Raw genomic sequence first — 23,767 nt, 5'->3', positions numbered from 1 at the left:
GACGGTCTCAGTTCACAGCGGACGTCGCTTCGACATGACGCGGTAAGGTCACCCGGATACGGGTGCCGCGTTGGCTCTGTACATCAGCCGGGCTGTCGATGGTGATTTGTCCATAATGCTCTTCAACGATGGAATAGACCAGTGCAAGGCCCAGACCGGTGCCTTCGCCAGGATCCTTGGTGGTGAAGAAGGGTTCGAACAATCTATCCATGATGTTCTTCGGAATACCGCTGCCTTCGTCTTCGACGATCAGATCGACCGTGTGTTCGCCGGCTTCGCTCTTGACCCGTACCGCACTGTGCGGCGGCGAGGCGTCGCGGGCGTTGGAGAGCAAGTTGATCAATACCTGGGCGAGTCGCTGCGGATCGCCTTCGACCCAATGATCAGGATCGCAGAGGTTGTAGAACTGCACCTCGAAATTGCGTCGGTTCAGGGCCAGCAGGCCGATTGCATCTTGAGCGACCTCTGCCAGACAAACGGGCTCGTCACTGTGCTGATGGCTGCCAGCGTGGGCGAAACTCATCAACGACTGGACGATGCGCGACACACGTTTGGTCTGTTCGAGAATCTGCCCGCTGATTTCCGTCAGTTCGCCGTCGTCTTCACGCTCTTCGCGCAGGTTTTGCGCAAGACAAGCAATGCCGGTGATCGGGTTGCCGATTTCGTGAGCCACACCCGCCGCGAGACGACCAATGCTGGCCAGACGCTCGGAGTGCACCAGTTTGTCTTCGAGCATCTGCGTTTCGGTCAAATCTTCGACCAGTAGCACCAGGCCGCTGTTACCCGGTGCCAACGGTTCGTCGATTGCCGCTTTGTGCAGGTTCAACCAGCGTGTTTGGCCATCGAGGGCCAGGTGCTGTTTGTGCAAATGCTCGTCCGGCAGATCGATGAAACCTTGCAGCAGGCCTTTCCATGGCTCGCCGATGGTACTCAGGCGCGAACCGACCACGCGTTGCGCGGCGATTCCGGTGAGCTCTTCCATGGCCTTGTTCCACATCAGGATCTCTTGATCCTTGGCCAGCGAGCAGACGCCCATCGGCAGTTCCTGCAAGGTTTGGCGGTGGTAACGGCGCAGGGCGTCGAGTTCGGCGGCCAGGCCTGTGAGGCGCGAGTGGTAATCCTCGAGGCGGCTTTCGATGAAGTGGATGTCTTCGGTCACATAGTTTTCGCCACCCGCCTTGTAGGGCAGGAAGGTTTCCACCATGTCCTGCGCCACGCTCGGGCCCATCAGACCGGAAAGGTTGGCCTCGATACGGTCACGCAAACGGCGCAGTGCATAAGGACGGCGTTCGTCAAATGGTAGATAGAGGTCACGCAACGCTTGCTCGACTTCTTTCTGCGCAGCCTTGGCGCCCAGCGGTTTGGCCAGTTGTGTGGCGAATTCCTGTGGCGAGGCCGCATGCAGTTCACGGCGCTGCGGACGACGGACGTTGTCTACCGCACAGGCTTCGGCGGCGCTGGCTTCTTCCGGGCTGGCGTTGGTGAACAGCGAGATCAGCGTGAACATCAAGACGTTTGCAGCCAGCGAGGCGATTGCCGCCATGTGCCAACTGGTGTCGTCGAGCACGTAAATCATGTTCAGCAGCGGGATGTAGAAACCCTGCAGATTGCCGACCAGCGGCAGCAGCATGGTCACTACCCAGACCAGAATCCCCGCCAGCAGACCGGCGATAAAGCCGCGACGGTTGGCGGTCGGCCAGTACAACACCGACAACACCCCGGGCAGGAATTGCAGGGTCGCGACAAACGCGACGATGCCGAGGTTGGCCAGATCCTGCTCGGCGCCAAGCATCAGGTAGAAACCGAAACCGGCCATGATGATCGCGACGATCAGCGCGCGGCGGGTCCACTTCAGCCAGCGGTAGATGTTGCCTTCGGCCGGCGGCTGGTAGAGCGGCAAAACCAAGTGGTTCAGCGCCATGCCCGACAGCGCCAGCGTGGTGACGATGATCAGCCCGCTGGCCGCCGATAAACCGCCGACATAGGCGAGCAACGCCAGCGGTTTGCTGTTGGCGGCGATGCCGATGCCGAGGGTGAAGTATTCCGGGTTGGTTGTGGCGCCGAGTTTGAGGCCGGCCCAGAGAATCAGCGGCACCGCCAGGCTCATCAGCAGCAGGAACAGCGGCAGGCCCCAGCTCGCACTGACCAGCGAGCGCGGGTTGAGGTTTTCGGTAAAAGTCATGTGATACATGTGCGGCATCACGATCGCCGAGGCAAAGAACACCAGCAGCAGCGTACGCCAGGGGCCTTCCTGCAACGGCGTGTGCAGCGCGGCGAGGGCAGTCTGGTTTTGCAGCAGCCAAATCTCAAGCTGTTGCGGACCATCGAACACGCCGTACAGCGCATACAGGCCGACGCCGCCGAGAGCGATCAGTTTGATCACCGACTCGAAGGCAATCGCAAACACCAGCCCTTCGTGCTTCTCACGAGTGGCGATATGCCGGGAACCGAAGAAAATCGTGAACAGGATGATCAGCGCACAGAACGCCAGCGCGACGCGACTCTGGATCGGCTCGCCGGTCAGAATGCCGATGGAGTCGGCCACCGCCTGAATCTGCAACGCCAGCAGCGGCAGCACACCGATCAACATGAAAATAGTGGTCAGCGCGCCGGCCCAGGTGCTGCGAAAGCGAAACGCGAACAGATCCGCCAGCGACGACAGTTGATAGGTGCGGGTGATTTTCAGGATCGGATAGAGCAACACCGGCGCTAGCAGAAATGCGCCGGACACGCCGAGGTAACTGGACAGAAAGCCGTAGCCGTACTGATAGGCGAGGCCGACCGTGCCGTAGAACGCCCACGCACTGGCGTAAACCCCCAGCGACAAGGTGTAGGTCAGCGGGTGGCGAATGATCGCCCGCGGGATCATGCCCCGTTCGCTGATCCAGGCGACGCCGAACAGCACCGCCAGGTACGCGGCGCTGATCAGGATCATCTGGGTCAGGCTAAAGCTCATCGGCATCTTTTTGGCTCTGCAGGATGAAGGTCACGACAATCAGGATCAACCAGAGCAGATAGGGGCGATACCAGGCGCCCGTAGCGTCGATCCACCAATCCATGATGGCGGGGGAAAACAGGTAGATCCCCACGACTAAAAGCAGGACCAAGCGATAGATGTACATCCCGGCCTCTCTTTTTTATGCGCGTGCCCGAAAACGTGCGGCGATGGTAACGGATGGGCGCGCGACTGCAAGTGTCGTCATAGCAGTTGCGCTTCGGGCAGGGTCAGTGTGCGCGGGATCTTCGTGGCATCCCAGTGTGCGCTGCCCCACTTGAGTAATTCTTGCGGTGAGGCGTGGGCCAGTTCAGCGCCAGGGTTTTGCCCCAGAGCACGCAGGGCGCGCAGCAACAATGGTGTGGCTTGATCGGCTTGCAGCGGCGGCGAGCGATAGGACTTGCCGAGTTTGTTGCCGTCCGGTTGGGTAATCAGCGGCAGGTGCAGATAGCGCGGCTGGCGCAACCCCAGCAACTCTTGCAGATAGAGTTGGCGCGGCGTCGAGTCGAGCAGGTCGGCACCACGCACGATGTCGGTGATACCTTGCCAGGCATCATCCAGCACCACCGCCAGTTGATAGGCGTAGAGACCGTCACGGCGGCGGATCACGAAATCGCCGACGTCGCGACCCAGATGCTGGCGGTATTCGCCTTGCACGCGGTCGATAAAGTGGTATTCCAGTTCGGGTACGCGCAGGCGGATAGCGGCGTCTTGCTGATCGTGGCCAGCATTGCGGCACAGGCCCGGATAAATCCCGTTATACGCTTCGAGCTGTTTGCGCGAGCACGTGCAGGCGTAAGCGAGGCCGTGATTGAACAGGCTGTTGAGCACGTCCGCGTAGGCGTCGTGGCGATCGCTCTGGCGCACCATGTCGCCGTCCCATTCGAAGCCGTAGCTTTCCAGCGCCTTGAGAATCGCCGCTTGTGCGCCGGGTTCTTCGCGGGGCGGGTCGAGATCTTCCATGCGCACCAGCCAGCGACCGCCGACCGAGCGAGCGTCGAGGTAAGAGGCGAGGGCGGCAACCAGCGAACCGAAGTGCAAGTGGCCACTGGGGGTTGGGGCGAAGCGGCCGATGTAGGCGGGGGATGTTTTGGCAGTCATGGAGACGAAGCTACTTTTCAGGCTATACGCAGGTCAACCTGTGGGAGTGAGCCTGCTCGCGATAGCGGTGTGACATTCAACACCGATATCGACCGACCCACCGCTATCGCGAGCAGGCTCACTCCTACAAAAGGCAAAAGGCAGAAACAAAAACGGAGCGTTCGCACGCTCCGTTTTTCGTTCAGGTCGAGATTACTTGCCGACCTGCTTTTCCTTGATTTCCGCCAAGGTCTTGCAGTCGATGCACAGATCCGCGGTTGGACGGGCTTCGAGGCGCTTGACGCCGATCTCGATGCCGCAGGACTCGCACCAGCCGTACTCTTCGTCCTGAATCAGCTCCAGGGTCTTGTCGATCTTCTTGATCAACTTGCGCTCGCGGTCGCGGGCGCGCAGCTCGAGGGCGAATTCTTCTTCCTGACTGGCACGGTCGGCCGGGTCAGGGAAGTTGGCCGCTTCGTCTTTCATGTGATCAACAGTACGGTCGACTTCCTGCATCAAGTCCTGTTTCCACTTGTTCAGGATCTTGGTGAAGTGCGCTCGCATCGGGGCGCCCATGTACTCTTCACCGGCCTTCGGAACATAAGGTTCGAAACCGCTGATCGTCGTTTGCTGCTGTTGCTTTGCTTGGGTGGGCATGAAATGGACCGCCTCTACTCTTGTAATCCATTGCGCAGGATTGCTCCATCACCGACACCTGCCGGCCCTGCGGCTGCAAGCGGGCGAACTTACCAGATCAATTCGGCCTGCGCTACTCCCGGATGTCGAGGCCCCGGCGGGTGGCGCTTGCAAATGTTTGGCAAGCCGTGTCTGGTGGTGCTGAAGACCTGTTCAATCACTGATTTTAGTCAATCCTGGAGCGTACGCTCATATCGTTACAGTCCAGCGTTCTCGAGGCTGTGACCGCTGCGGGTTCTCGCTCGTTCCGGCAGATGGGTAGAATCGTCTCTTTTTCCCTGCCGAAGGAAAACCAATGGCTCAGCCCTACAGTGCGCGCAGTCGTGCGATCGAACCGTTCCATGTGATGGCGCTGCTGGCGCGGGCCAATGAATTACAGGCTGAAGGCCACGACGTGATCCACCTGGAAATCGGCGAGCCGGACTTTACTACTGCCGAGCCGATCATCCGTGCCGGGCAGGCCGCTTTAACGGCGGGCAAGACCCGTTACACCGCTGCGCGCGGCATTCCTGAATTGCGCGAGGCGATTTCCGGTTTTTACCAATCGCGCTATGGCCTGAACATCGATCCGCGGCGGATTCTGATCACGCCGGGCGGTTCCGGTGCGCTGTTGCTGGCCAGCGCTTTGCTGGTCGATCCAGGTAAACACTGGCTGCTGGCGGATCCGGGTTATCCGTGTAACCGGCATTTTCTGCGGCTGGTGGAAGGTGCCGCGCAGCTTGTTCCTGTAGGGCCGGACGTGCGCTATCAGTTGACTCCGGATCTGGTCGAGCGTCATTGGGATCACGACAGCGTCGGTGCATTGGTCGCTTCGCCGGCCAACCCGACCGGGACGATCCTGACCCGCGATGAGCTGGGCGGGTTATCCACAGCCATCAAGGCGAAACACGGGCATCTGGTGGTGGACGAGATCTATCACGGTCTGACTTACGGCACCGATGCTGCGAGCGTGCTGGAAGTCGATGACAGCGCTTTTGTGTTGAACAGTTTCTCCAAATATTTCGGCATGACCGGCTGGCGTCTCGGCTGGCTGGTGGCGCCGGATGCTGCCGTCAGCGAGCTGGAAAAACTGGCGCAGAACCTCTACATCAGCGCGCCGAGCATGGCCCAATATGCGGCGTTGGCCTGTTTCGAACCGGACACCATCGCCATTCTGGAAGAGCGCCGAACCGAATTTGGTCGCCGCCGTGATTTCCTCCTGCCAGCGTTGCGCGAGTTGGGTTTCAACATCGCCGTGGAGCCGGAAGGCGCGTTCTATCTTTACGCCGATATCAGCCAGTTCGGCGGCGATGCCTTCGCGTTCTGCCGACATTTTCTCGAAACCGAACATGTAGCGTTCACCCCGGGTCTGGATTTCGGTCGCTATCAGGCCAGCCACCATGTGCGTTTTGCCTACACGCAAAACCTCCCTCGCTTACAGGAAGCGGTGGAGCGTATTGCCCGTGGTTTGAAGAGCTGGCAAGGCTGATGCGCTTTTATCCTGCTCTGGAAGAGGCGCGACTGATCCGTCGTTACAAGCGTTTTCTCGCCGATATCGAAACCGTTGACGGCGAGTTGCTGACCATTCACTGCCCCAACACTGGTTCGATGCTCAACTGTCAGGTCGAAGGCGGGCAGGTCTGGTTCAGCCGCTCAAATGACCCCAAGCGTAAATTGCCCGGTACTTGGGAAATTGGCGAAACCCCGCAGGGTCGGTTGTTTTGCGTGAATACCGCACGGGCCAACGGTTTGGTCGAGGAGGCGCTGCAGGCCGGCGTCATCAGCGAGTTGAACGGCTTTACCGCATTGAAACGTGAAGTCGCATACGGGCAGGAAAAGAGCCGAATCGACTTCCGCCTCGAATACCCGAGCGGCCCGGCTTATGTTGAAGTGAAAAGCGTCACCCTCGGTTTCGACGGCACCGCCGTGGCGGCGTTTCCCGATGCGGTGACCCAGCGCGGCGCCAAACATCTGCGTGAGCTGGCGCATCTGGCGCGGGACGGCATTCGGGCGGTGCAGTTGTATTGCGTCAATCTGACCGGGATTGACGCGGTGCGGCCGGCGAAGGAAATCGATTCGGCCTACGCCGATGCGCTTCTCGAAGCGGTGGCTTGTGGCGTTGAGGTGCTGGCGTATGGCGTGCGGCTGGACCATGAAGAGATGGTCATCGACCGGCGTCTCGACGTGCTGCTTAACGGTTAAACATCGATCCACAGCCCTTGCGCATCTTCCCGGCAAGAAATGGCGGTGAGTGCTTGCCCGGCGCAAGGCCCGGCGACGCATTCACCGTCCTCGATCAGAAACAGTGCGCCGTGGGTGGCGCACTGGATCAGGCTGTTGCTCGGGTCGAGAAACCGGTCGGGTTGCCATTCCAGGCCCACGCCCCGGTGCGGGCAGCGATTGAGGTAGACATAGGCCTGACCATTGCGACGCACGGCAAACAGCTTTTTTCCGTCGATCTCGAATCCACGACTTTTCGCTTCGGCCAGATCGGCGCCTGCGCAGAGAAGCTTCATGACTATCCTCTAGTGTCCGCTCGTGTCTGGATATGTCCGAGCTTGACGTTTAAATGCAAACAATTATCAAATGGCGGCCTTCACCCGCAGGCATCTGGCAGATGTCGAGGATACTTGGCCTGCCATCCGGATGCCCGGGAAAAAACCTTATTCAAGGAAGCTGTGTATGCGCCTGAGTACCCGCGTTGCCGTGCTGTGTGTCGGACTTTTGGTCAGCCACCAGGCTGCAGCGGCCGATTTGCCGCAACGTTGGGTCAGCGCCGGCGGTGCGCTGTCGGAGTGGGTAACGGCATTGGGCGGCGAGTCGAAACTGGTTGGCGTCGATACCACCAGCCAGCATCCGGAGTCGTTGAAGGCGCTACCGAGTATTGGTTATCAGCGCAGTCTGTCCGCTGAGGGCATTCTCAGTTTGCGCCCGGATATCCTGATCGGCACCGAAGAAATGGGCCCGCCACCGGTACTGTCGCAGGTAAAAGCGGCCAAGGTTCAGGTGGCGTTGTTTTCGGCTCAGCCAGATCTGCCAACGCTGGAGAAAAACGTTACTCATTTGGGCCAATTGCTCGGCGCACAGGCTCAGGCCGCGCAAATGCTGCACAGTTATCAACAGCAACTCGATGCGCAGAAGGCCCGGGTTACTGAAGTGCAGACCAAACAAAAAGCACCGGGTGTGTTGCTGTTGCTTGGACATGCCGGTGGCAAGCCATTGATTGCTGGCAAGGACACCGCCGCCGACTGGTTGCTGCAACAGGCGGGCGGACATAACCTGGCGACGCAAACGGGTTACAAGCCGTTTTCCGTGGAATCCCTTGCCAGTCTCGATCCTGAAGTGCTGGTGTTCGCCGACCGTGCATTGACCGGTGAGGCGGCGAAAGCGGCGCTGTTCAAGGAAAACCCGATTCTCAATTCAAGTCGCGCCGCGAAGACCGGGCGTGTGCTGGAGCTGGATCCGACCCTGCTGGTCGGTGGGCTCGGGCCGCGTTTGCCAGCGGCGCTGAAAACCCTGACTGACGGTTTCTATCCGGCCAAGAGCGGCCAATGACCACACTGGTAAAACCCCGTGACTTGTTCATTGGCCTGACGCTCCTGTGTTTATTGGCGATCTGGCTATCGTTGGCACTCGGGCCTGTCAGTCTGCCGCTGTTCGACACGTTGCGTGCCGCGCTACGCATGCTTGGTGTGCCGTTGGCACCGGACGGACTGGAGCAGGCTGAGCTGATCCTTGGGCAGATTCGTCTGCCGCGAACGCTGCTGGGACTTGCAGTGGGCGGTGTGCTGGCGTTGTCTGGCGTGGCGATGCAGGGCTTGTTTCGTAACCCGCTGGCCGATCCGGGACTGGTCGGTGTTTCCAGCGGAGCGGCATTGGGCGCAGCGATCGCGATTGTCGGCGGTGCTTTTTTTGGCGGCCTGCCGGAATGGATCGGGCCGTATCTGCTGTCGGTCTGCGCGTTTCTCGGCGGCCTCGGCGTGACGGCGCTGGTGTATCGACTGGGTCGCCGTAATGGCCAGACCAACGTCGCTACCATGTTGCTGGCGGGCATTGCACTGACGGCGCTGGCCGGTTCGGCGGTGGGGCTGTTCACTTATCTGGCGGATGACGCGACCTTGCGTACGCTGACGTTCTGGAACCTCGGCAGTCTCAACGGCGCCAGTTACGCGCGGTTGTGGCCATTGCTGATCATCAGCGCCGGCGTGGCGTTGTGGTTGCCGCGTCGCGCCAAAGCGCTGAATGCCTTGCTGCTCGGGGAATCCGAGGCTGGTCATTTGGGCATTGATGTCGAGCGGCTCAAGCGTGAATTGGTGTTTTGCACGGCGCTCGGGGTTGGCGCAGCAGTGGCGGCCGCCGGGATGATCGGTTTTGTCGGGCTGGTGGTGCCGCATCTGGTGCGCTTGCTGGCGGGGCCGGATCACAAAGTGTTGCTGCCGGCCTCCGTGCTGGCGGGGGCGAGCCTGTTGCTGTTGGCTGATCTGGTCGCGCGGCTGGCGCTGGCACCGGCAGAGTTGCCGATCGGCATCGTCACCGCGTTTATCGGTGCGCCGTTCTTCCTCTATTTGCTGCTGCGAGGGCGTGCCTGATGTTGCGTGCGCAGAATCTGCACATCCAGCGTGGTCGCAAGGCTGTGCTCAGCGATGTCTCGTTGCAGCTCGAACCGGGTCAAGTGCTCGGTGTGCTTGGGCCGAACGGTGCTGGCAAAAGTACGTTACTCGGTGCCTTGTGCGGTGAACTGGCAGCGAGCGCGGGCGGAGTTTCGCTCGATGGGCAAGCGTTGAGTCACTGGACTGGCCCGCAGCGCGCGCAACGACTGGCGGTGTTGCCTCAGGTGTCGACCCTGGATTTTGCTTTTCGCGTTGAGGAAGTGGTCGGCATGGGCCGCTTGCCTTGGCAAAGCGGGCGGGTGCGGGATGCCGAAATCATCGCACAGGCATTGACGGCAGCGGATGCCGGGCACTTGAGCGGTCGCAGTTATCTGGCGTTGTCCGGGGGCGAGCGTCAGCGTGTGCATCTGGCGCGGGTGCTCGCGCAGCTTTGGCCGGGGCAGGCCGGACAGACGCTGCTGCTGGATGAACCAACGTCAATGCTCGATCCGCTGCATCAACACACGACACTGCAGGCCGTACGCGAGTTTGCCGATCGTGGCGCGGCGGTGTTGGTGATCCTGCATGATCTGAATCTGGCGGCGCGTTATTGTGATCGCATTCTGCTGCTGGAGGGTGGGCGTCCGGTGGCGCTGGATACACCGCAGCAGGTTTTGCGTCCGGACACGCTTCAGGCCGTATTCGGTCTCGAAGTGTTGGTGCAGCCGCACCCGGAGCGCGGGCATCCGCTGATCATCGCCCGCTGACAGGATCCTTGAGGTGATGGCATGCGTGGGTTGTGGTTGTTGGCGGTGATGTTACTTGCGGGGTGTCAGCATGTTGCGGCGCCACCGCCGATCAATGGCGAGATTCGCGACCTGCACAGCGGTCAGGTGCTGACGGCACAGCAGTTGCTGACGGGTCTTGCCGAGCCTGAGCGGCTGATCATTGGTGAGCAGCATGACAACGCCGATCATCACGCCGCGCAATTGTGGCTGTTGCGCTCGCTCGGTGAACAGCGGTCGCAGGGCAGTCTGCTATTGGAAATGCTCACGCCGGATCAGCAGCCTCGCGTTGATCAAGTGCGCCAGGCTGCAACGCCGCCCGCGGACTTCCCTGCCGCATTGGCCTGGAAGGACGGCTGGGACTGGAATCTCTATGAACCCATTGTCCGCTTCGCGCTGACTCAGCCGTATCCACTGCTGGCGGCGAATCTGGATAGCGCTGAAATCCGCGCCTTCTATCGTGATCCGCCGGTGTTAAAGGGGACGCGCAGCAATACGGAATCCGTGAAAGCCGTTTTGCTGGAGCAGATCAGCGATTCCCACTGTGGCCTGCTGCCCGAATCACAGATGCCGGCGATGCTCGCCGTTCAGCAACAACGTGATCGGCGTATGGCCGAACGTCTGCTGGCGGCTCCTTCACCTTCAGTCCTGCTGGCCGGTGCGTGGCATGCGCGCAAGGACGTCGGCGTGCCGTTGCATGTTGTGGATCTGGGCGCCGCCCAGGCACCCACCGTGTTGATGCTGGCAGAGCAGGGCGCCGAAGTGACCGCCGCGATGGCCGACTACGTTTGGTACACGCCGGCAACGCCAAAGCAGGATTACTGCGAGCAGATGCGTAAACAGTTCGGCAAATGACTTTTCCACAGGCAAAAAAAGACCCGGTAAAAACCGGGTCAAATAACCGTGATTAGCCTGATGAGGAGATAATCTGAGAGTCCGAACCAAGGGCTTTTCAGAATATCGACTGATCTCGCGACCAGTTGTGATAATCATAGCGATTCTCATTACCGAGTCAACAACTGTTTTTCCGTTTCTTTGAAATCGTCTGGAAAATGGTCGGTACGCCCCGCAAACAAAGACTTTTAGTGTTGACCTTCAGTCGGTGTCATTTGCGTGATCTGCCGATTCAACTGGCCGATCCGCCGTGCCATGCTCTCGATCAGGCTGTGGGCGATCTTTGGATTGGTGCGGATCATGCTCAAAAAATGATCACCGGGAATCAGCATCACCGTGCTCGGTTCTCGTGCGATCACCGTGGCGTTGCGTGGCTCGCCAGTAAACACGGCCATGGCACCGAAAATCTCGTCTTTGGCCACATCTCCCACCTTATGCCCGTCGACAAACGCTTCGGCATGTCCGTCGATGATCACGAACACGTGATCAGCCGCGTCCCCTTGGTTGATGAGGATTTCACCCGCCTCGACCCGTTTGAAGCCATTGGTGCTGCGAAACTCGCGCGGTTTCAGTTCCGCGACGGCATGGGCGAGGATCGCCATCTGCCCCAGCAGATACTCTAGAAACTGGTCTGTCCGATGAGCGTCGGCATACACATGCTGGAAAACCTCACGGCGCCAATAGGGCGTCAAGCGCAACGCCCCGTCACTGCACAAACGGCAATCAGCCCAGTCCTCACCTTGCTGAAGGCCGATCAAATCGCCGTCCTGCCAATAAAACAGCGGACGGGCGCCGATACAGCCGTTGATCATCCCTTCATTCAGCATGAATAGCTGATCGGCGGGTAACTGCGTCAGCAAATCATCCGCCGCCTCCAGTTCCAGCATTGGACCGCAAGGCGCCAAATCGCGCAGCCACAGTGCGGGCAAGCTCTGCAAACGGTTGATCAAGGCATCGGCGCAGGCCGATTGTTCCCCCAGTAAATACATGACGGTCAATGCCCGTTCAGTTCTTGTGGCGCGAGGAAATGGCTTCGAGTTGCTTGTTGAGGGCGTCCTTGCGTTCGGCAGGGATGTCGTTCCAGTGCACATCCATCAGCGCGCCTTCGATCGCATACAACAACACCTTCGATGCGCGAAACCCGCGGGTACGCACGGCCCGGTAGGCGTCCACCGCGCCCAGGCGACGCAAGTCCGAGGCGCTGTGGATGCCCACGGCATGCAGCCATTGCGCCGACGTCTTGCCAAGATTCTTCAGGTGTTGCAGTTCATCATTCATCAAGCCTCCTTGCGACGGCCGAATGGTGCGTGGGCGAGCTTCTCAGGAGTGTAGCCATCAGTAGGAAAAGCGTGATTGTTTGGTCGGATTCAACGCAAACGCTTCTAAGAAAGGGCGCTTGAAAGGCTTGCGAACGCAGAAAGAAGGGGAAAAAACACATATCAATGTAGGCGTGAGCCTGCTCGCGATAGCGGACTGGCAGGCACACATGTGTTTAATGTTAGACCGCTATCGCGAGCAGGCTCACGCCTACAGGGTGGGCGTCGTGTCAGAGGGGAGGCGACTATCAGCGGGTGCGATAGCGCAGGCGCGTACCGAAATTCATCGACATCAGAATCTCGTCAGCGCTCAGTTCCGGCGGGAAGTAAGCCCCGGAAATCTGCGCGTGAGCCAGGCTCGCGCCTTCCAGCGACGCATTGCGGAAATCGATGCCTCGCAGATCGGCAGAACGGAAATACGCGTCCCTGAAATCCACGCCATCGGCATTCAGTTCGCGCAAATCAAGACCACGGAAATCGCCGCCGACCATGTCGATCGGGCCATCTTGTGGGCGCTCTTTGTTGAAACCTGTGATGTCGTCTTTGTGCAGCAAGGCATATAGCGGGGTGTCGAGAAGTTTCGGCTGGCTCATGTCATATCACCGTTAGTTTTATGACGCCAGTATAGTGCCACTATTTGGCGGCCGTGAAGCAAGCGTGGGCTTCACGGCCGAAATAGTTTTTTACAGGCCTGGCAGGCGTTGACGAATCTGCGCGACCACGGTGTCCAGCGTGCCGGATTCATTGGTCTGTACGCGTTTGCTGCGCAGGATTTCTTCCGGCGTCAGCGCTTCGCGATTGGCCTGCTGCGCTTCGATCACCGCCAGGGTGGCGTCGGACGGATCCTTTTGGTCGGCCTGACGAATCGCCAGCCAGCTCTCGATCACCGCTTGTGGCGCGTTGCAATCGAGGATCAGGAATGGCGTGCCGGTGGCTTCGGCAATTTTTGCCGCGTTGTCGCGTTGTTCGCGCTTCAGGTAAGTCGCGTCGATCACCACCGGGAAACCGGCGTGCAGGATCACTTCAGCGATTTCATGCAGACGCGCGTAAGTGGCGGCGCTGGCGTCGGCACTGTAAATGCCAGCCTGCACATCATTAGCAACAGTTTGCTCACCGAACAGACGCTTGCGTTCTACGTCCGAACGCAGACGGATGGCACCCAGCGCTTCGACCAGACGCATGGCCACGTGGCTCTTGCCGACAGCGGAAACACCGTGGGTGATTGCCATGAAGCGCGATGGAATGGTGCTGTAGCTTTCCGCCAGGTTGGCGTAGTTGCGGTACTGGCGCAGGGTGGTGGCGCGCTGCACCGGGGTCGCGTCAGCCGGCATGCTGAACAGGGCAACCTTGGCACGCACCAGTGCACGGTAGGCTTTATAGAAGTTCAGCACTTCCAGGCCCTGATAGTCGCCAGTCAGCTCCAGATACTGGCTGATGAAGCGGCGCGCCAGGGATTTCAGACCACGGTCTTCCAGGTCCATCGCGAGGAAACCGGTGTCGGCCCAGACGTCAGTGAAGCGGAACGGTTCGTTGAACTCGATGCAGTCGAAGATAACCACTTTGCCGTCGATGACCGTGGCGTTGCCCAAGTGGATATCACCGTGGCATTCACGGGTGAACCCTTCGACCTTGCGCTGGGCGAACAGTGGCTTGAGACGTTCGAAGCTGCTTTCGGCCCAGGCTTTCAGTGCCTCGAGTTGCAGCAGATCGTTTTTGTCGCTGAGAAACGGCAGGATCTGTTCGAAGTTTTGCGAGACCGGCGCCATCACGCTGTCCGGGGTGCCGGCGTCGTGTTCGGCCGGGACCTTTGGCGCGGTGAGGTGGAAGCGTGCGATCTGCTCTGCCATCTCGTCGATGTGCCGAGTCGTCAGCTCACCGTTGGCTTGCAAGGTGCTGAGCAAACCGCTCTGCGGGAATTGACGCATTTTCAGCACGTATTCGATGGCCGGACCGTCGCCGCCCAGTTGCGGTGCTTCAAGGCTGCCGGTGACTGGCAACACTTCCAGATACAAATCATCGGTCAGATGCTGGTTCAAACGCAGCTCTTCCGCACAGAAATGCGCGCGCGATTCGAGGCCAGTGAAGTCGAGGAAGCCGAAATTAACCGGCTTCTTCACTTTATAAGCGAAGGGACCGGTGAGGATCACCCACGAGATATGGGTTTCGATGACCTGAAACCCTTCGACAGGGTGCGGGTAGAGGGCCGGGTTTTGCAGGGCAGCGATCAGAGACTGGCTCACGGGCGATCCTTCAGAGACTGGGGGAAATTCGAGGCCGCCATTATGGCCGCTCGCCAGCCCGACGCAAACCTCGGAGCGCTCCTGTTGAGGATGAATAAAGTGCGTATAATCCGCCGCCATGACTCGAACTCGATCCCCCCGTACCAAGAAAAAACCACCCTCCAAGGGCCTTAGCCCATGGTTGAGCTGGGCCATTAAACTCAGTCTGGTCGGCCTTGTCGTGCTGGCTGGCTTCGCCGTTTACCTCGATGCCGTGGTGCAGGAGAAGTTCTCCGGCAAGCGCTGGACCATCCCGGCCAAGGTTTACGCGCGGCCGCTCGAGCTGTTCGTCGGACAAAAGCTCAGCAAGGACGACTTCCTTACCGAACTCGATGCCCTCGGTTATCGCCGCGAAGCCGTGAGCAATGGCCCCGGCGCGGCAGCCGTTAGCGGCAACACCGTCGATTTGAATACCCGTGGCTTCCAGTTCTATGAAGGCCTGGAAAAACCGCAGCCGGTGCGCGTGCGTTTCTCTGGCGATTATGTGGCTGAGCTGTCAGCGACCAACGGTTCGAAATTGTCTGTGGTGCGCCTCGAACCGCTGATGATCGGTGGTATTTATCCGAAAAATCTCGAAGACCGCATTCTGATCAAGCTCGATCAAGTGCCGCCATATCTGCTCGAAACTCTGGTTGCCGTGGAAGACCGCGATTACTACAGCCACTGGGGCGTGTCGCCGAAGTCGATTGCCCGCGCTATCTGGGTCAACACCTCGGGCGGCAAGATGACGCAGGGCGGCAGTACGCTGACCCAGCAGTTGGTGAAAAACTTCTACCTGACCAACGAACGCAGCCTGACCCGCAAACTCACCGAAGCGATGATGGCGATGCTGCTGGAGCTGCATTACGACAAAAAGGAAATCCTTGAGGCCTACCTCAACGAAGTCTTTGTCGGCCAGGACGGTCAACGTGCGGTCCACGGTTTCGGTCTGGCCAGTCAGTTCTTCTTCGGTCAGCCGTTGTCCGAGCTGAAACTGCATCAGGTAGCGTTGCTGGTCGGCATGGTCAAAGGCCCGTCTTACTACAACCCGCGTCGCAACCCGGAGCGCGCACTTGAACGGCGTAACCTGGTGCTCGATGTGCTTGAGCAACAGGGCGTGGCGACGGCCGAGCAGGTCGAAGCGGCGAAGAAAATGCCATTGGGCGTAACCACGCGCGGCAAGCTCGCCGACAGTTCGTTCCCGGGCTTCATCGATCTGGTCAAACGTCAGTTGCGTGAAGACTATCGCGACGAAGACTTGACCGAAGAAGGCCTGCGCATCTTCACCAGCTTCGACCCGATCCTGCAGATGAAAGCCGAGGCGTCGGTCAACGACACCTTTAAACGTCTGTCCGGGCGCAAAGGCTCTGATGACGTGGAAGCGGCGATGGTCGTGACCAATCCGGAAACCGGTGAAGTCCAGGCGATGATCGGCAGCCGTCAGGCCAGTTATGCCGGGTTCAACCGCGCACTGGATGCCGTGCGACCGATCGGCTCGTTGATCAAGCCTGCGGTTTATCTGACTGCGCTGGAAAAACCGAGCCAGTACACCCTGACCAGTTGGCTGTCGGACGACCCGTTGTCGGTCAAAGGCGCGAACGGTCAGGTGTGGAAACCGCAGAACTACGACCGTCGCTCCCACGGCACCGTGTTCCTTTATCAGGGGCTCGCGCATTCCTACAACCTTTCGACTTCGCGTCTAGGTCTGGAAGTTGGTGTGCCGAATGTGCTCAAGACCTTGGGTCGTCTGGGTGTGACGCGCGAATTTCCTGCATTCCCGTCGATGTTGCTCGGTGCCGGTGGCATGACCCCGATCGAAGTCGCGACCATGTACCAGACGCTGGCCAACGGTGGTTTCAATACGCCGATGCGCGGTATTCGCAGTGTGCTGACCGCCGAGGGCGAACCGCTCAAGCGTTATCCGTTCCAGATCGAGCAGCGCTTCGATCCGGCGTCCATCTATCTGATCCAGAACGCCATGCAGCGCGTGATGCGTGAAGGTACCGGCAGCTCGGTTTATAACGTGTTGCCGAAGACTTTGACGCTGGCGGGCAAGACCGGTACCAGTAACGATTCCCGTGACAGCTGGTTCGCCGGTTTCAGTCAGGATCTGCTGGCGGTGGTCTGGCTGGGGCGCGATGACAACGGCAAGACGCCGTTCACCGGGGCCACCGGTGCGTTGCAGGTCTGGACCAGTTTCATGCGCAAGGCCGATCCGCTACCGCTGGACATGCCGCAGCCGGACAATGTCGTACAGGCTTGGGTCGATTCGCGTACCGGGCAGGGCTCCGATGCCAACTGTCCGGGGGCGGTGCAGATGCCGTATATTCGCGGCAGCGAACCGCCACCCGGCGCCGCGTGTGCGGGCGAAACGCCTGCCTCCGGCGAGTCGGTGATGGATTGGGTCAAGGGCTGGATGAATTAAGCAAAGAGGGTTTCAAGTGAACAAGTGGTTGATTCCAGCGGTGACCGCCGTGGCTTTGCTCAGCGGCTGCTCTACCGTACAGCGTGGTTCGATTCCGGTTGTTGACTCCGGTACTGCGGTGTCCAACAGCGAACGTATTTCGGCCAATGGCGGCTTTCGTCAAACCACCGTAAAGCGTCCTGCGCAAGCGCAGACTCAAGCGATTCCGCAAGGCGATACCGGCGTGGTGGTGATGGTGCCGGGTGGCGGCGCGACAACGTCCGCGCCGATCAGCTCTTCGCCGATTGTGCCGGGCCCTGCGTCCGGTGGTATCACGGCAGGCCCGTACAACCCTTCAGCGATTGATTCTGCGCCGGTCAACACGGGCAGCTACAGCATGCCGTCGACACCGAGCGGTATTCCCTCGGCTAGCAGCGGCGGTGGCCTGTCGGCGGATGAGCAACTGGACGGCCCGGTACTCGCCTTGCTGACGACAGCTCAACAGCAACAGGCCGGCGGTGACCTCAACGGTGCGTCCTCCAGTCTGGAGCGTGCTCAGCGTGTTGCCCCGCGTGAGCCGCAAGTGCTTTATCGCTTGGCGCAGGTGCGCATGGCCCAAGGTGATGCGCCACAAGCGGAGCAATTCGCTCGTCGCGCGCTGACCATGGCCAACGGTCGTCCGGACCTGCAAGCCAACCTGTGGGAAATCATCGCTCAGTCCCGTGAGAAACAAGGCGATTCCGCCGGTGCCGCTCAGGCCCGTCAGAAGGCCAAGGTTTCGCTGTAATGGATGCTCGTTTCCCGAAAATCGCCGATCAGCTGTTGCTGATCGAGCGTGAACTGCGCACTCAAGGCTGGTGGGACGAGGTTCAGCCGTCGGTGGAAGCGTTGAGCAGTGTCGAGCCGTTTTCGGTCGATACGCTCGACTTCGAGCAATGGCTGCAATGGATCTTCCTGCCGAAGATGAAATATATCCTTGAGCAGGACCAGCCGTTGCCGAATGCCTCGGGGATTCAGGAAATGGCTGAAATGGTCTTCGCCCAGCGCAACCTGGGTGGCAAGGATCGGCAGCTTCAGGTGCTGCTTAAAGAGTTTGACCTGCTGATCACTGCCTCGCGCTAATACCGATTCTGTGTAGGAGCTGCCGAAGGCTGCGATCTATTGATCTTTAAAGTCAAAAGATCGAAGCCTCGTTTCACTCGACAGCTCCTACAGTCCTGCAGATGGCTATTGGCAATTCTCGGCTATCTGTTTCTGAGCCTCGACAAGGCGTTCCTGACGCTGCGCATCATCCAGCCGTCGCATCTGTCCCTCCACCTCTTCCCTCAAACGCGGATTGTTCTGCAATTGCGCAAGGTTTGTGCGTGCCTGCTCGCAAAACTGCTTGAGCTGCTCCTGTTGGTCCGCGACCTGTTTCTTCACTTTGTTGTCGATAGTCTTCTGGTCACCGAGTACACCGCTGCCCGGCATTGCCGCTGGTGTGGTCGGAGGCGAGGAGGGCGTCTGCATTGTCGTCGATGGCTGACCCGGTGGCGGCTGCGCATCGAAGTGCGTGACACCCTGGGCATCGACCCATTTGTAGATTTGAGCGGCCATGCACCATGGGCTGAGGCCGATCAGCAGAGTAAGGAGGAGCGTTCGCATGCTGATTCCTTGGCAAAAATGCGCAATTGACACTAACAGAGTAGCGGTTTTCAGGTTTTTTCTTGCGTTCTCATGTGCTTACCCACAATTAACCACATAGACGGCTTGACTTGGAGAGGGCGAAACAGAAGAATCCAAAGTCCGCTGTAGAGGGACTGCCAGAAGCAGACCCACTCGGTAGATCATGAGGCGCACATCCGCGCCGACCTGTTACACCCGCAACGCGTTACCTCGCGCTGGGTGGGAAAGGCCCGCAACACTTGGGACGATCCCAATACTTGCTCAGTCAGTGCTGACGTAGTCGGCGACCACCGTCGCTCATGCTCTGCCGAGAAGTAAACCTATTAAGACCCGCCCCTTTTTTGTGGACGGTATTCTGGCGTTTTAGAGGTGAACAACGTGGAGCTTTTATCTGGCGGTGAGATGCTCGTCCGCTTTTTGCGTGACGAAGGCGTCAAATATATCTACGGGTACCCGGGTGGTGCTCTCCTGCATGTTTACGATGCCCTGTTCAAAGAACCGGAAGTGACTCACATCCTGGTTCGTCACGAACAAGCGGCAACCCATATGGCTGACGGTTATGCCCGTGCCACCGGTAAAGCCGGCGTGGTATTGGTGACGTCCGGTCCTGGCGCCACAAACGCCATCACCGGTATCGCGACCGCCTATATGGACTCGATTCCAATGGTGATCATTTCCGGTCAGGTGCCAAGCACCATGGTCGGCACCGACGCGTTCCAGGAAACCGACATGATCGGTATCTCCCGGCCGATCGTGAAGCACAGCTTCATGATCAAGCACGCCTCGGAAATCCCGGAAGTCATGAAGAAGGCGTTCTACCTGGCGCAATCCGGTCGTCCGGGCCCGGTCGTGGTCGATATCCCGAAAGACATGACCAACCCGGCCGAGAAGTTCGAATACATCTTCCCGAAGAAAGCCAAGCTGCGTTCCTACAGCCCGGCCGTTCGTGGTCACTCCGGGCAAATCCGCAAGGCAGCAGAAATGCTTCTGGCGGCCAAGCGTCCGGTCATGTACTCCGGTGGCGGCGTAATTCTCGGCAACGGTTCCGCACCGCTGACCGAACTGGCGAAAATGCTCAACCTGCCCGTGACCAACACGTTGATGGGCCTGGGTGGTTTCCCGGGGACTGATCGTCAGTTCATCGGCATGCTCGGCATGCACGGAAGTTACACCGCCAACCTGGCGATGCACCATGCTGACGTGATCCTGGCTGTCGGTGCACGCTTCGACGATCGCGTGATCAATGGCGCAGCGAAGTTCTGCCCGAACGCCAAGATCATTCACATCGACATCGACCCGGCTTCGATTTCCAAGACCATCAAGGCCGACGTGCCAATCGTGGGCCCGGTGGAGAGCGTCCTGACCGAAATGGTCGCGATCCTCAAGGAAATCGGCGAGACCCCGAACAAGGAGTCCGTGGCCAGTTGGTGGAAGCAGGTGGATGAATGGCGCGGTGATCGCGGCCTGTTCCCTTACGAAAAGGGCGACGGCAGCCTGATCAAGCCGCAGACCGTGATCGAAACCCTCTGCGAAGTGACCAAGGGCGATGCCTTTATCACTTCCGACGTGGGCCAGCACCAGATGTTCGCGGCGCAGTACTACACGTTCAACAAGCCGAATCGCTGGATCAACTCCGGTGGTCTGGGCACCATGGGCTTCGGTTTCCCGGCGGCCATGGGCATCAAGTTGAGCTTCCCGGATGACGACGTTGCCTGCGTCACCGGCGAAGGCAGTATCCAGATGAACATCCAGGAACTGTCGACCTGCCTGCAATATGGCTTGCCAGTCAAAATCGTCATCCTGAACAACGGTGTTCTGGGGATGGTTCGTCAGTGGCAGGACATGAGCTACGGCAGCCGTCACTCGCACTCCTACATGGAATCGCTGCCTGACTTCGTCAAGCTGGCTGAAGCCTACGGCCACGTTGGCGTACGCATCACCGAATCGAAAGATTTGAAGTCGAAGATGGCAGAAGCGTTCGCCATGAAGGATCGCCTGGTCGTGATCGATATTTCGGTCGACACCAGCGAGCACGTCTACCCGATGCAGATCAAAGACGGCTCGATGCGCGATATGTGGCTGAGCAAGACGGAGCGTACTTAATCATGCGGCACATTATTTCCTTGCTTCTGGAAAACGAACCCGGCGCTTTGTCTCGCGTAGTCGGCCTGTTCTCGCAGCGCAACTACAACATCGAAAGCCTGACTGTGGCCCCGACCGAAGACCCGACCCTGTCGCGTCTGACGCTGACCACTGTGGGTCACGATGAAGTCATCGAGCAGATCACCAAAAACCTGAACAAGCTGATCGAAGTGGTCAAGCTGGTGGACCTCTCGGAAAGTGCTCACATCGAGCGCGAACTGATGCTGGTCAAGGTCAAGGCCACTGGCGCCCAACGCGCCGAGATCAAACGCACCACCGATATTTACCGTGGACAGATCGTCGATGTCAGCGCCAGCGTGTATACCGTTCAACTGACCGGTACCAGCGACAAGCTCGACAGCTTCATTCAGTCCATCGGCACCGCATCGATTCTGGAAACCGTCCGTAGCGGCGTGACCGGCATTGCCCGCGGCGACAAAGTACTCAGCATCTAAACCAAATTAGCGAATGGCCTGAACGGCCTGGATATAAAGGGGAAATTCATGAAAGTTTTCTACGATAAAGACTGCGACCTGTCGATCATCCAGGGCAAGAAAGTTGCCATCATCGGTTACGGTTCCCAGGGCCACGCCCAAGCGTGCAACCTGAAAGACTCCGGTGTCGACGTTACCGTTGGTCTGCGTAAAGGTTCGGCCACTGTTGCCAAAGCTGAAGCTCACGGCCTGAAAGTGACCGACGTTGCTTCCGCTGTTGCTGCGGCCGACCTGGTCATGATCCTGACCCCGGACGAGTTCCAGTCCTCGCTGTACAAGAATGAAATCGAGCCGAACATCAAGAAAGGCGCCACCCTGGCCTTCTCCCACGGCTTCGCGATCCACTACAACCAGGTTGTTCCGCGTGCCGACCTCGACGTGATCATGATCGCGCCGAAAGCTCCGGGTCACACCGTACGTTCCGAGTTCGTCAAGGGCGGCGGTATCCCTGACCTGATCGCTATCTACCAGGACGCCTCGGGCAACGCCAAAAACGTTGCGCTGTCCTACGCCGCTGGCGTTGGTGGCGGTCGTACCGGCATCATCGAAACCACCTTCAAGGACGAGACCGAAACCGACCTGTTCGGCGAACAAGCCGTTCTGTGCGGCGGTACCGTTGAACTGGTAAAAGCCGGTTTCGAAACCCTGGTTGAAGCTGGCTACGCGCCGGAAATGGCCTACTTCGAGTGCCTGCACGAACTGAAGCTGATCGTTGACCTCATGTACGAAGGCGGTATCGCCAACATGAACTACTCGATCTCCAACAACGCCGAGTACGGCGAGTACGTGACCGGTCCGGAAGTGATCAACGCCGAATCCCGTCAGGCCATGCGCAACGCCCTGAAACGTATTCAGGACGGCGAATACGCCAAAATGTTCATCAGCGAAGGCGCAACCGGCTACCCTTCGATGACCGCCAAGCGTCGTAACAACGCCGCTCACGGTATCGAAGTCATCGGCGAGCAACTGCGCTCCATGATGCCGTGGATCGGTGCCAACAAGATCGTCGACAAAGCCAAAAACTAAGTCGTTGTCCCTTGTATGAAAAAACGCGGCCTCGGCCGCGTTTTTTCGTTTGAGGCGGTGGTTCTGGTATAAAGCTGCAGCGTTTGTGGCCGAACTGTCGTCCTCAAGCACCTGTCGAATTTTCTTCAAACCGTTGCAAGGTAATGTCCATGAGCGAACGTCCCGAAGAGCCGAACAAGGCTTCTGACGCCGAAAGCCTGTTGCCCATCGATGAGCACATCGAAGAAGGGCACGACGCAGAAGGTCGTAAAGTCCGGCATCGTGGTATCTATCTGCTGCCGAACCTGTTCACCACTGCGAACCTGTTCGCAGGGTTTTACTCCATCATCAACTCGATGAGCGCCCAGGCTGCGTTGAGTGCCGGTGATTCGGCGAACGCGAGCAAGTATTTTGCGTTCGCCGCGATCGCGATTTTCGTCGCCATGGTGCTCGACGGCCTCGACGGTCGTGTCGCGCGCATGACCAATACGCAAAGTGCCTTTGGCGCCGAGTACGACTCGCTGTCGGATATGGTCGCGTTCGGTGTTGCACCGGCGTTGCTGGCATTCGGTTGGGCGTTGGGCGACATGGGCAAGGTCGGCTGGATGGTTGCCTTCATCTATGTAGCAGGCGCGGCGTTGCGTCTGGCGCGTTTCAATACGCAGGTTGGCACGGCGGATAAACGTTATTTCATTGGTCTGGCCAGCCCGGCAGCGGCCGGTGTGGTGGCGGGGATTGTCTGGGCATTCAGTGATTACGGGATCCAGGGTTCGAAGATGTCGTTCCTGGTCGCGTTGATGGTGGCGGCTGCCGGCATGCTGATGGTCAGCAACATCAAGTACAACAGCTTTAAAGAGCTGGATCTGAAAGGGCGCGTACCGTTCGTGGCGATCCTTGCGGTGGTGCTGGTGTTCGCCGTGGTGTTCAGTGATCCGCCGCGCATTCTGTTGCTGGTGTTCCTCGCTTACGCGGCTTCCGGCCCGGTTCAGTACCTGTTGCATCTTCGTCGGCACAAAAAAGCCGAGTGATGTAATTTCCCGCATACTCCGCAGTCTATGGGTGCATCTGTCCTCCAAAGCTGCGGAGTTGCCATGTTGATCAAAGTCCCCAAAGCGTCCGACTGCTACGAGTCGGATGTCACGCCTGAGTCCATTTATCTCTCTCGCCGCCAATTGCTGGGGGCCACTGCTGCCGGTATCGCCGTCAGTAGCCTGCCGCGCTGGGCCAATGCCGACGATGCGGCGCGGTATGCCGATGTCGAGCCGGGCAAGGCACCTGCATGGTTCACCGAGAAGCTGCCTTCTACTAAATGGGGGGCGGTCAACGTCAAGGATGAGGCGATCACGCCTTATAAAGACGCCACTCACTACAACAACTTTTATGAGTTCGGTACCGACAAGGGCGACCCGGCGGCGAATGCGGGCTCGCTGAAAACCGAACCATGGAGTGTGGTGGTCGACGGGGA

At 59.2% G+C, this 23,767-nt stretch carries 23 protein-coding genes and 1 pseudogene (1 of these 24 only partly in view); 14 read left to right on the top strand and 10 right to left on the bottom strand.

Annotated features, from left to right (window positions below; translation table 11 throughout):
* Positions 1–7: 7 nt before the first annotated feature.
* The 4 genes from AB4O11_RS03910 to dksA all read right to left on the bottom strand — a co-directional run bounded on the left by AB4O11_RS03910 (position 8) and on the right by dksA (position 4,732).
* The gene (locus tag AB4O11_RS03910; RefSeq protein WP_177413113.1) at positions 8–2,962 is read right to left on the bottom strand and encodes a sensor histidine kinase; all 2,955 of its coding nucleotides are present in this window, start codon (positions 2,960–2,962) and stop codon (positions 8–10) included.
* Positions 2,946–3,122: a hypothetical protein gene (locus AB4O11_RS03905; RefSeq protein WP_003176118.1), complete on the bottom strand. Its 177-nt coding sequence runs from the start codon at positions 3,120–3,122 to the stop codon at positions 2,946–2,948. Before AB4O11_RS03905 ends, AB4O11_RS03910 begins: the two co-directional genes overlap by 17 nt.
* A 77-nt stretch (positions 3,123–3,199) precedes the next feature.
* Entirely contained in the window at positions 3,200–4,096 is an 897-nt protein-coding gene (gene gluQRS, locus AB4O11_RS03900; protein WP_093434915.1) for a tRNA glutamyl-Q(34) synthetase GluQRS, read from the bottom strand.
* Positions 4,097–4,288: 192 nt separating this feature from the next.
* A complete protein-coding gene (dksA, locus tag AB4O11_RS03895) occupies positions 4,289–4,732 on the bottom strand; it encodes an RNA polymerase-binding protein DksA (RefSeq protein WP_064118688.1) in 444 nt (147 codons plus the stop codon).
* 334 nt (positions 4,733–5,066) lie between these two features.
* Here dksA and AB4O11_RS03890 point away from each other — a divergent pair, with 334 nt between their 5' ends.
* Both AB4O11_RS03890 and sfsA read left to right on the top strand, forming a co-directional pair.
* The gene (locus tag AB4O11_RS03890; protein WP_460130186.1) at positions 5,067–6,239 is read left to right on the top strand and encodes a pyridoxal phosphate-dependent aminotransferase; all 1,173 of its coding nucleotides are present in this window, start codon (positions 5,067–5,069) and stop codon (positions 6,237–6,239) included.
* Positions 6,239–6,952, top strand: coding sequence for a DNA/RNA nuclease SfsA (gene sfsA, locus AB4O11_RS03885; protein ID WP_093434919.1), 714 nt, complete (start codon positions 6,239–6,241; stop codon positions 6,950–6,952). The genes AB4O11_RS03890 and sfsA overlap by 1 nt, the downstream gene beginning before the upstream one ends.
* Here sfsA and AB4O11_RS03880 read toward each other — a convergent pair.
* Complete coding sequence (locus AB4O11_RS03880; protein WP_093434921.1) at positions 6,949–7,266, bottom strand: Rieske (2Fe-2S) protein; 318 nt, start codon at positions 7,264–7,266, stop codon at positions 6,949–6,951. The genes sfsA and AB4O11_RS03880 overlap by 4 nt on opposite strands.
* Positions 7,267–7,432: 166 nt before the next feature.
* Here AB4O11_RS03880 and AB4O11_RS03875 point away from each other — a divergent pair, with 166 nt between their 5' ends.
* The 4 genes and pseudogenes from AB4O11_RS03875 (at position 7,433) to AB4O11_RS03860 (ending at position 10,979) form a co-directional block, all read left to right on the top strand.
* Entirely contained in the window at positions 7,433–8,305 is an 873-nt protein-coding gene (locus tag AB4O11_RS03875) for a heme/hemin ABC transporter substrate-binding protein (protein WP_460130184.1), read from the top strand.
* Complete coding sequence (locus AB4O11_RS03870; protein WP_460130182.1) at positions 8,302–9,339, top strand: FecCD family ABC transporter permease; 1,038 nt, start codon at positions 8,302–8,304, stop codon at positions 9,337–9,339. Before AB4O11_RS03875 ends, AB4O11_RS03870 begins: the two co-directional genes overlap by 4 nt.
* Positions 9,340–9,398: 59 nt before the next feature.
* Positions 9,399–10,106: pseudogene (locus tag AB4O11_RS03865) on the top strand (heme ABC transporter ATP-binding protein); the annotation flags it as partial.
* Positions 10,107–10,127: 21 nt separating this feature from the next.
* Positions 10,128–10,979: a ChaN family lipoprotein gene (locus AB4O11_RS03860; RefSeq protein WP_460130181.1), complete on the top strand. Its 852-nt coding sequence runs from the start codon at positions 10,128–10,130 to the stop codon at positions 10,977–10,979.
* 227 nt (positions 10,980–11,206) lie between these two features.
* Here the strand turns inward: AB4O11_RS03860 and AB4O11_RS03855 are convergent, their stop codons facing one another.
* From AB4O11_RS03855 to AB4O11_RS03840, 4 genes are all read right to left on the bottom strand, one after another.
* Positions 11,207–12,007, bottom strand: coding sequence for a Crp/Fnr family transcriptional regulator (locus AB4O11_RS03855; protein ID WP_460130179.1), 801 nt, complete (start codon positions 12,005–12,007; stop codon positions 11,207–11,209).
* A gap of 16 nt (positions 12,008–12,023) precedes the next feature.
* Positions 12,024–12,296: a TfoX/Sxy family protein gene (locus AB4O11_RS03850; RefSeq protein WP_003228231.1), complete on the bottom strand. Its 273-nt coding sequence runs from the start codon at positions 12,294–12,296 to the stop codon at positions 12,024–12,026.
* Between the two features lie 286 nt (positions 12,297–12,582).
* Complete coding sequence (locus AB4O11_RS03845) at positions 12,583–12,927, bottom strand: pentapeptide repeat-containing protein (protein WP_007909940.1); 345 nt, start codon at positions 12,925–12,927, stop codon at positions 12,583–12,585.
* Between the two features lie 90 nt (positions 12,928–13,017).
* The gene (locus AB4O11_RS03840) at positions 13,018–14,574 is read right to left on the bottom strand and encodes a bifunctional aminoglycoside phosphotransferase/ATP-binding protein (protein WP_460130177.1); all 1,557 of its coding nucleotides are present in this window, start codon (positions 14,572–14,574) and stop codon (positions 13,018–13,020) included.
* Between the two features lie 118 nt (positions 14,575–14,692).
* On the opposite strand from AB4O11_RS03840, the gene mrcB reads away from it, so the two are divergent.
* The 3 genes from mrcB to AB4O11_RS03825 are packed head-to-tail and all read left to right on the top strand — an operon-like array spanning position 14,693 to position 18,118.
* The gene (gene mrcB, locus AB4O11_RS03835; RefSeq protein ID WP_077574551.1) at positions 14,693–17,017 is read left to right on the top strand and encodes a penicillin-binding protein 1B; all 2,325 of its coding nucleotides are present in this window, start codon (positions 14,693–14,695) and stop codon (positions 17,015–17,017) included.
* A 16-nt stretch (positions 17,018–17,033) separates the two neighbouring features.
* On the top strand, positions 17,034–17,783 hold the full coding sequence (locus tag AB4O11_RS03830) for a hypothetical protein (protein ID WP_099757196.1): 750 nt from the start codon (positions 17,034–17,036) through the stop codon (positions 17,781–17,783).
* Positions 17,783–18,118, top strand: coding sequence for a YqcC family protein (locus AB4O11_RS03825; protein ID WP_460130174.1), 336 nt, complete (start codon positions 17,783–17,785; stop codon positions 18,116–18,118). The genes AB4O11_RS03830 and AB4O11_RS03825 overlap by 1 nt, the downstream gene beginning before the upstream one ends.
* Positions 18,119–18,223: 105 nt before the next feature.
* Here AB4O11_RS03825 and AB4O11_RS03820 read toward each other — a convergent pair whose 3' ends face one another.
* The gene (locus AB4O11_RS03820) at positions 18,224–18,640 is read right to left on the bottom strand and encodes a DUF4124 domain-containing protein (RefSeq protein ID WP_460130172.1); all 417 of its coding nucleotides are present in this window, start codon (positions 18,638–18,640) and stop codon (positions 18,224–18,226) included.
* A gap of 399 nt (positions 18,641–19,039) precedes the next feature.
* Between AB4O11_RS03820 and AB4O11_RS03815 the strand changes: the two genes are divergently transcribed.
* From AB4O11_RS03815 to msrP, 5 genes are all read left to right on the top strand, one after another.
* Entirely contained in the window at positions 19,040–20,764 is a 1,725-nt protein-coding gene (locus AB4O11_RS03815) for an acetolactate synthase 3 large subunit (protein ID WP_093434972.1), read from the top strand.
* A gap of 2 nt (positions 20,765–20,766) precedes the next feature.
* Positions 20,767–21,258 carry an acetolactate synthase small subunit gene (gene ilvN / locus AB4O11_RS03810; RefSeq protein ID WP_003176102.1) on the top strand — a complete coding sequence of 164 codons (492 nt, stop codon included), beginning with the start codon at positions 20,767–20,769 and terminating at the stop codon, positions 21,256–21,258.
* A gap of 48 nt (positions 21,259–21,306) precedes the next feature.
* Complete coding sequence (gene ilvC / locus AB4O11_RS03805) at positions 21,307–22,323, top strand: ketol-acid reductoisomerase (RefSeq protein ID WP_007909969.1); 1,017 nt, start codon at positions 21,307–21,309, stop codon at positions 22,321–22,323.
* 149 nt (positions 22,324–22,472) lie between these two features.
* Positions 22,473–23,330 carry a CDP-diacylglycerol--serine O-phosphatidyltransferase gene (gene pssA / locus AB4O11_RS03800; RefSeq protein WP_016983477.1) on the top strand — a complete coding sequence of 286 codons (858 nt, stop codon included), beginning with the start codon at positions 22,473–22,475 and terminating at the stop codon, positions 23,328–23,330.
* A gap of 63 nt (positions 23,331–23,393) precedes the next feature.
* Positions 23,394–23,767 carry the 5' end (the start) of a protein-methionine-sulfoxide reductase catalytic subunit MsrP gene (msrP, locus tag AB4O11_RS03795; RefSeq protein ID WP_186625168.1) on the top strand. Its footprint extends 640 nt past the window's final position, so 374 of the gene's 1,014 nt are visible here — the first part of the coding sequence; the start codon lies at positions 23,394–23,396; its stop codon lies off the right edge, out of view.

The sequence above is a fragment of the Pseudomonas sp. H1_D05 genome (assembly GCF_054682705.1).
The sequence above is the reverse complement of the archived record's forward strand: the minus strand, read 5'-3'. Positions and strand labels throughout refer to the sequence as shown.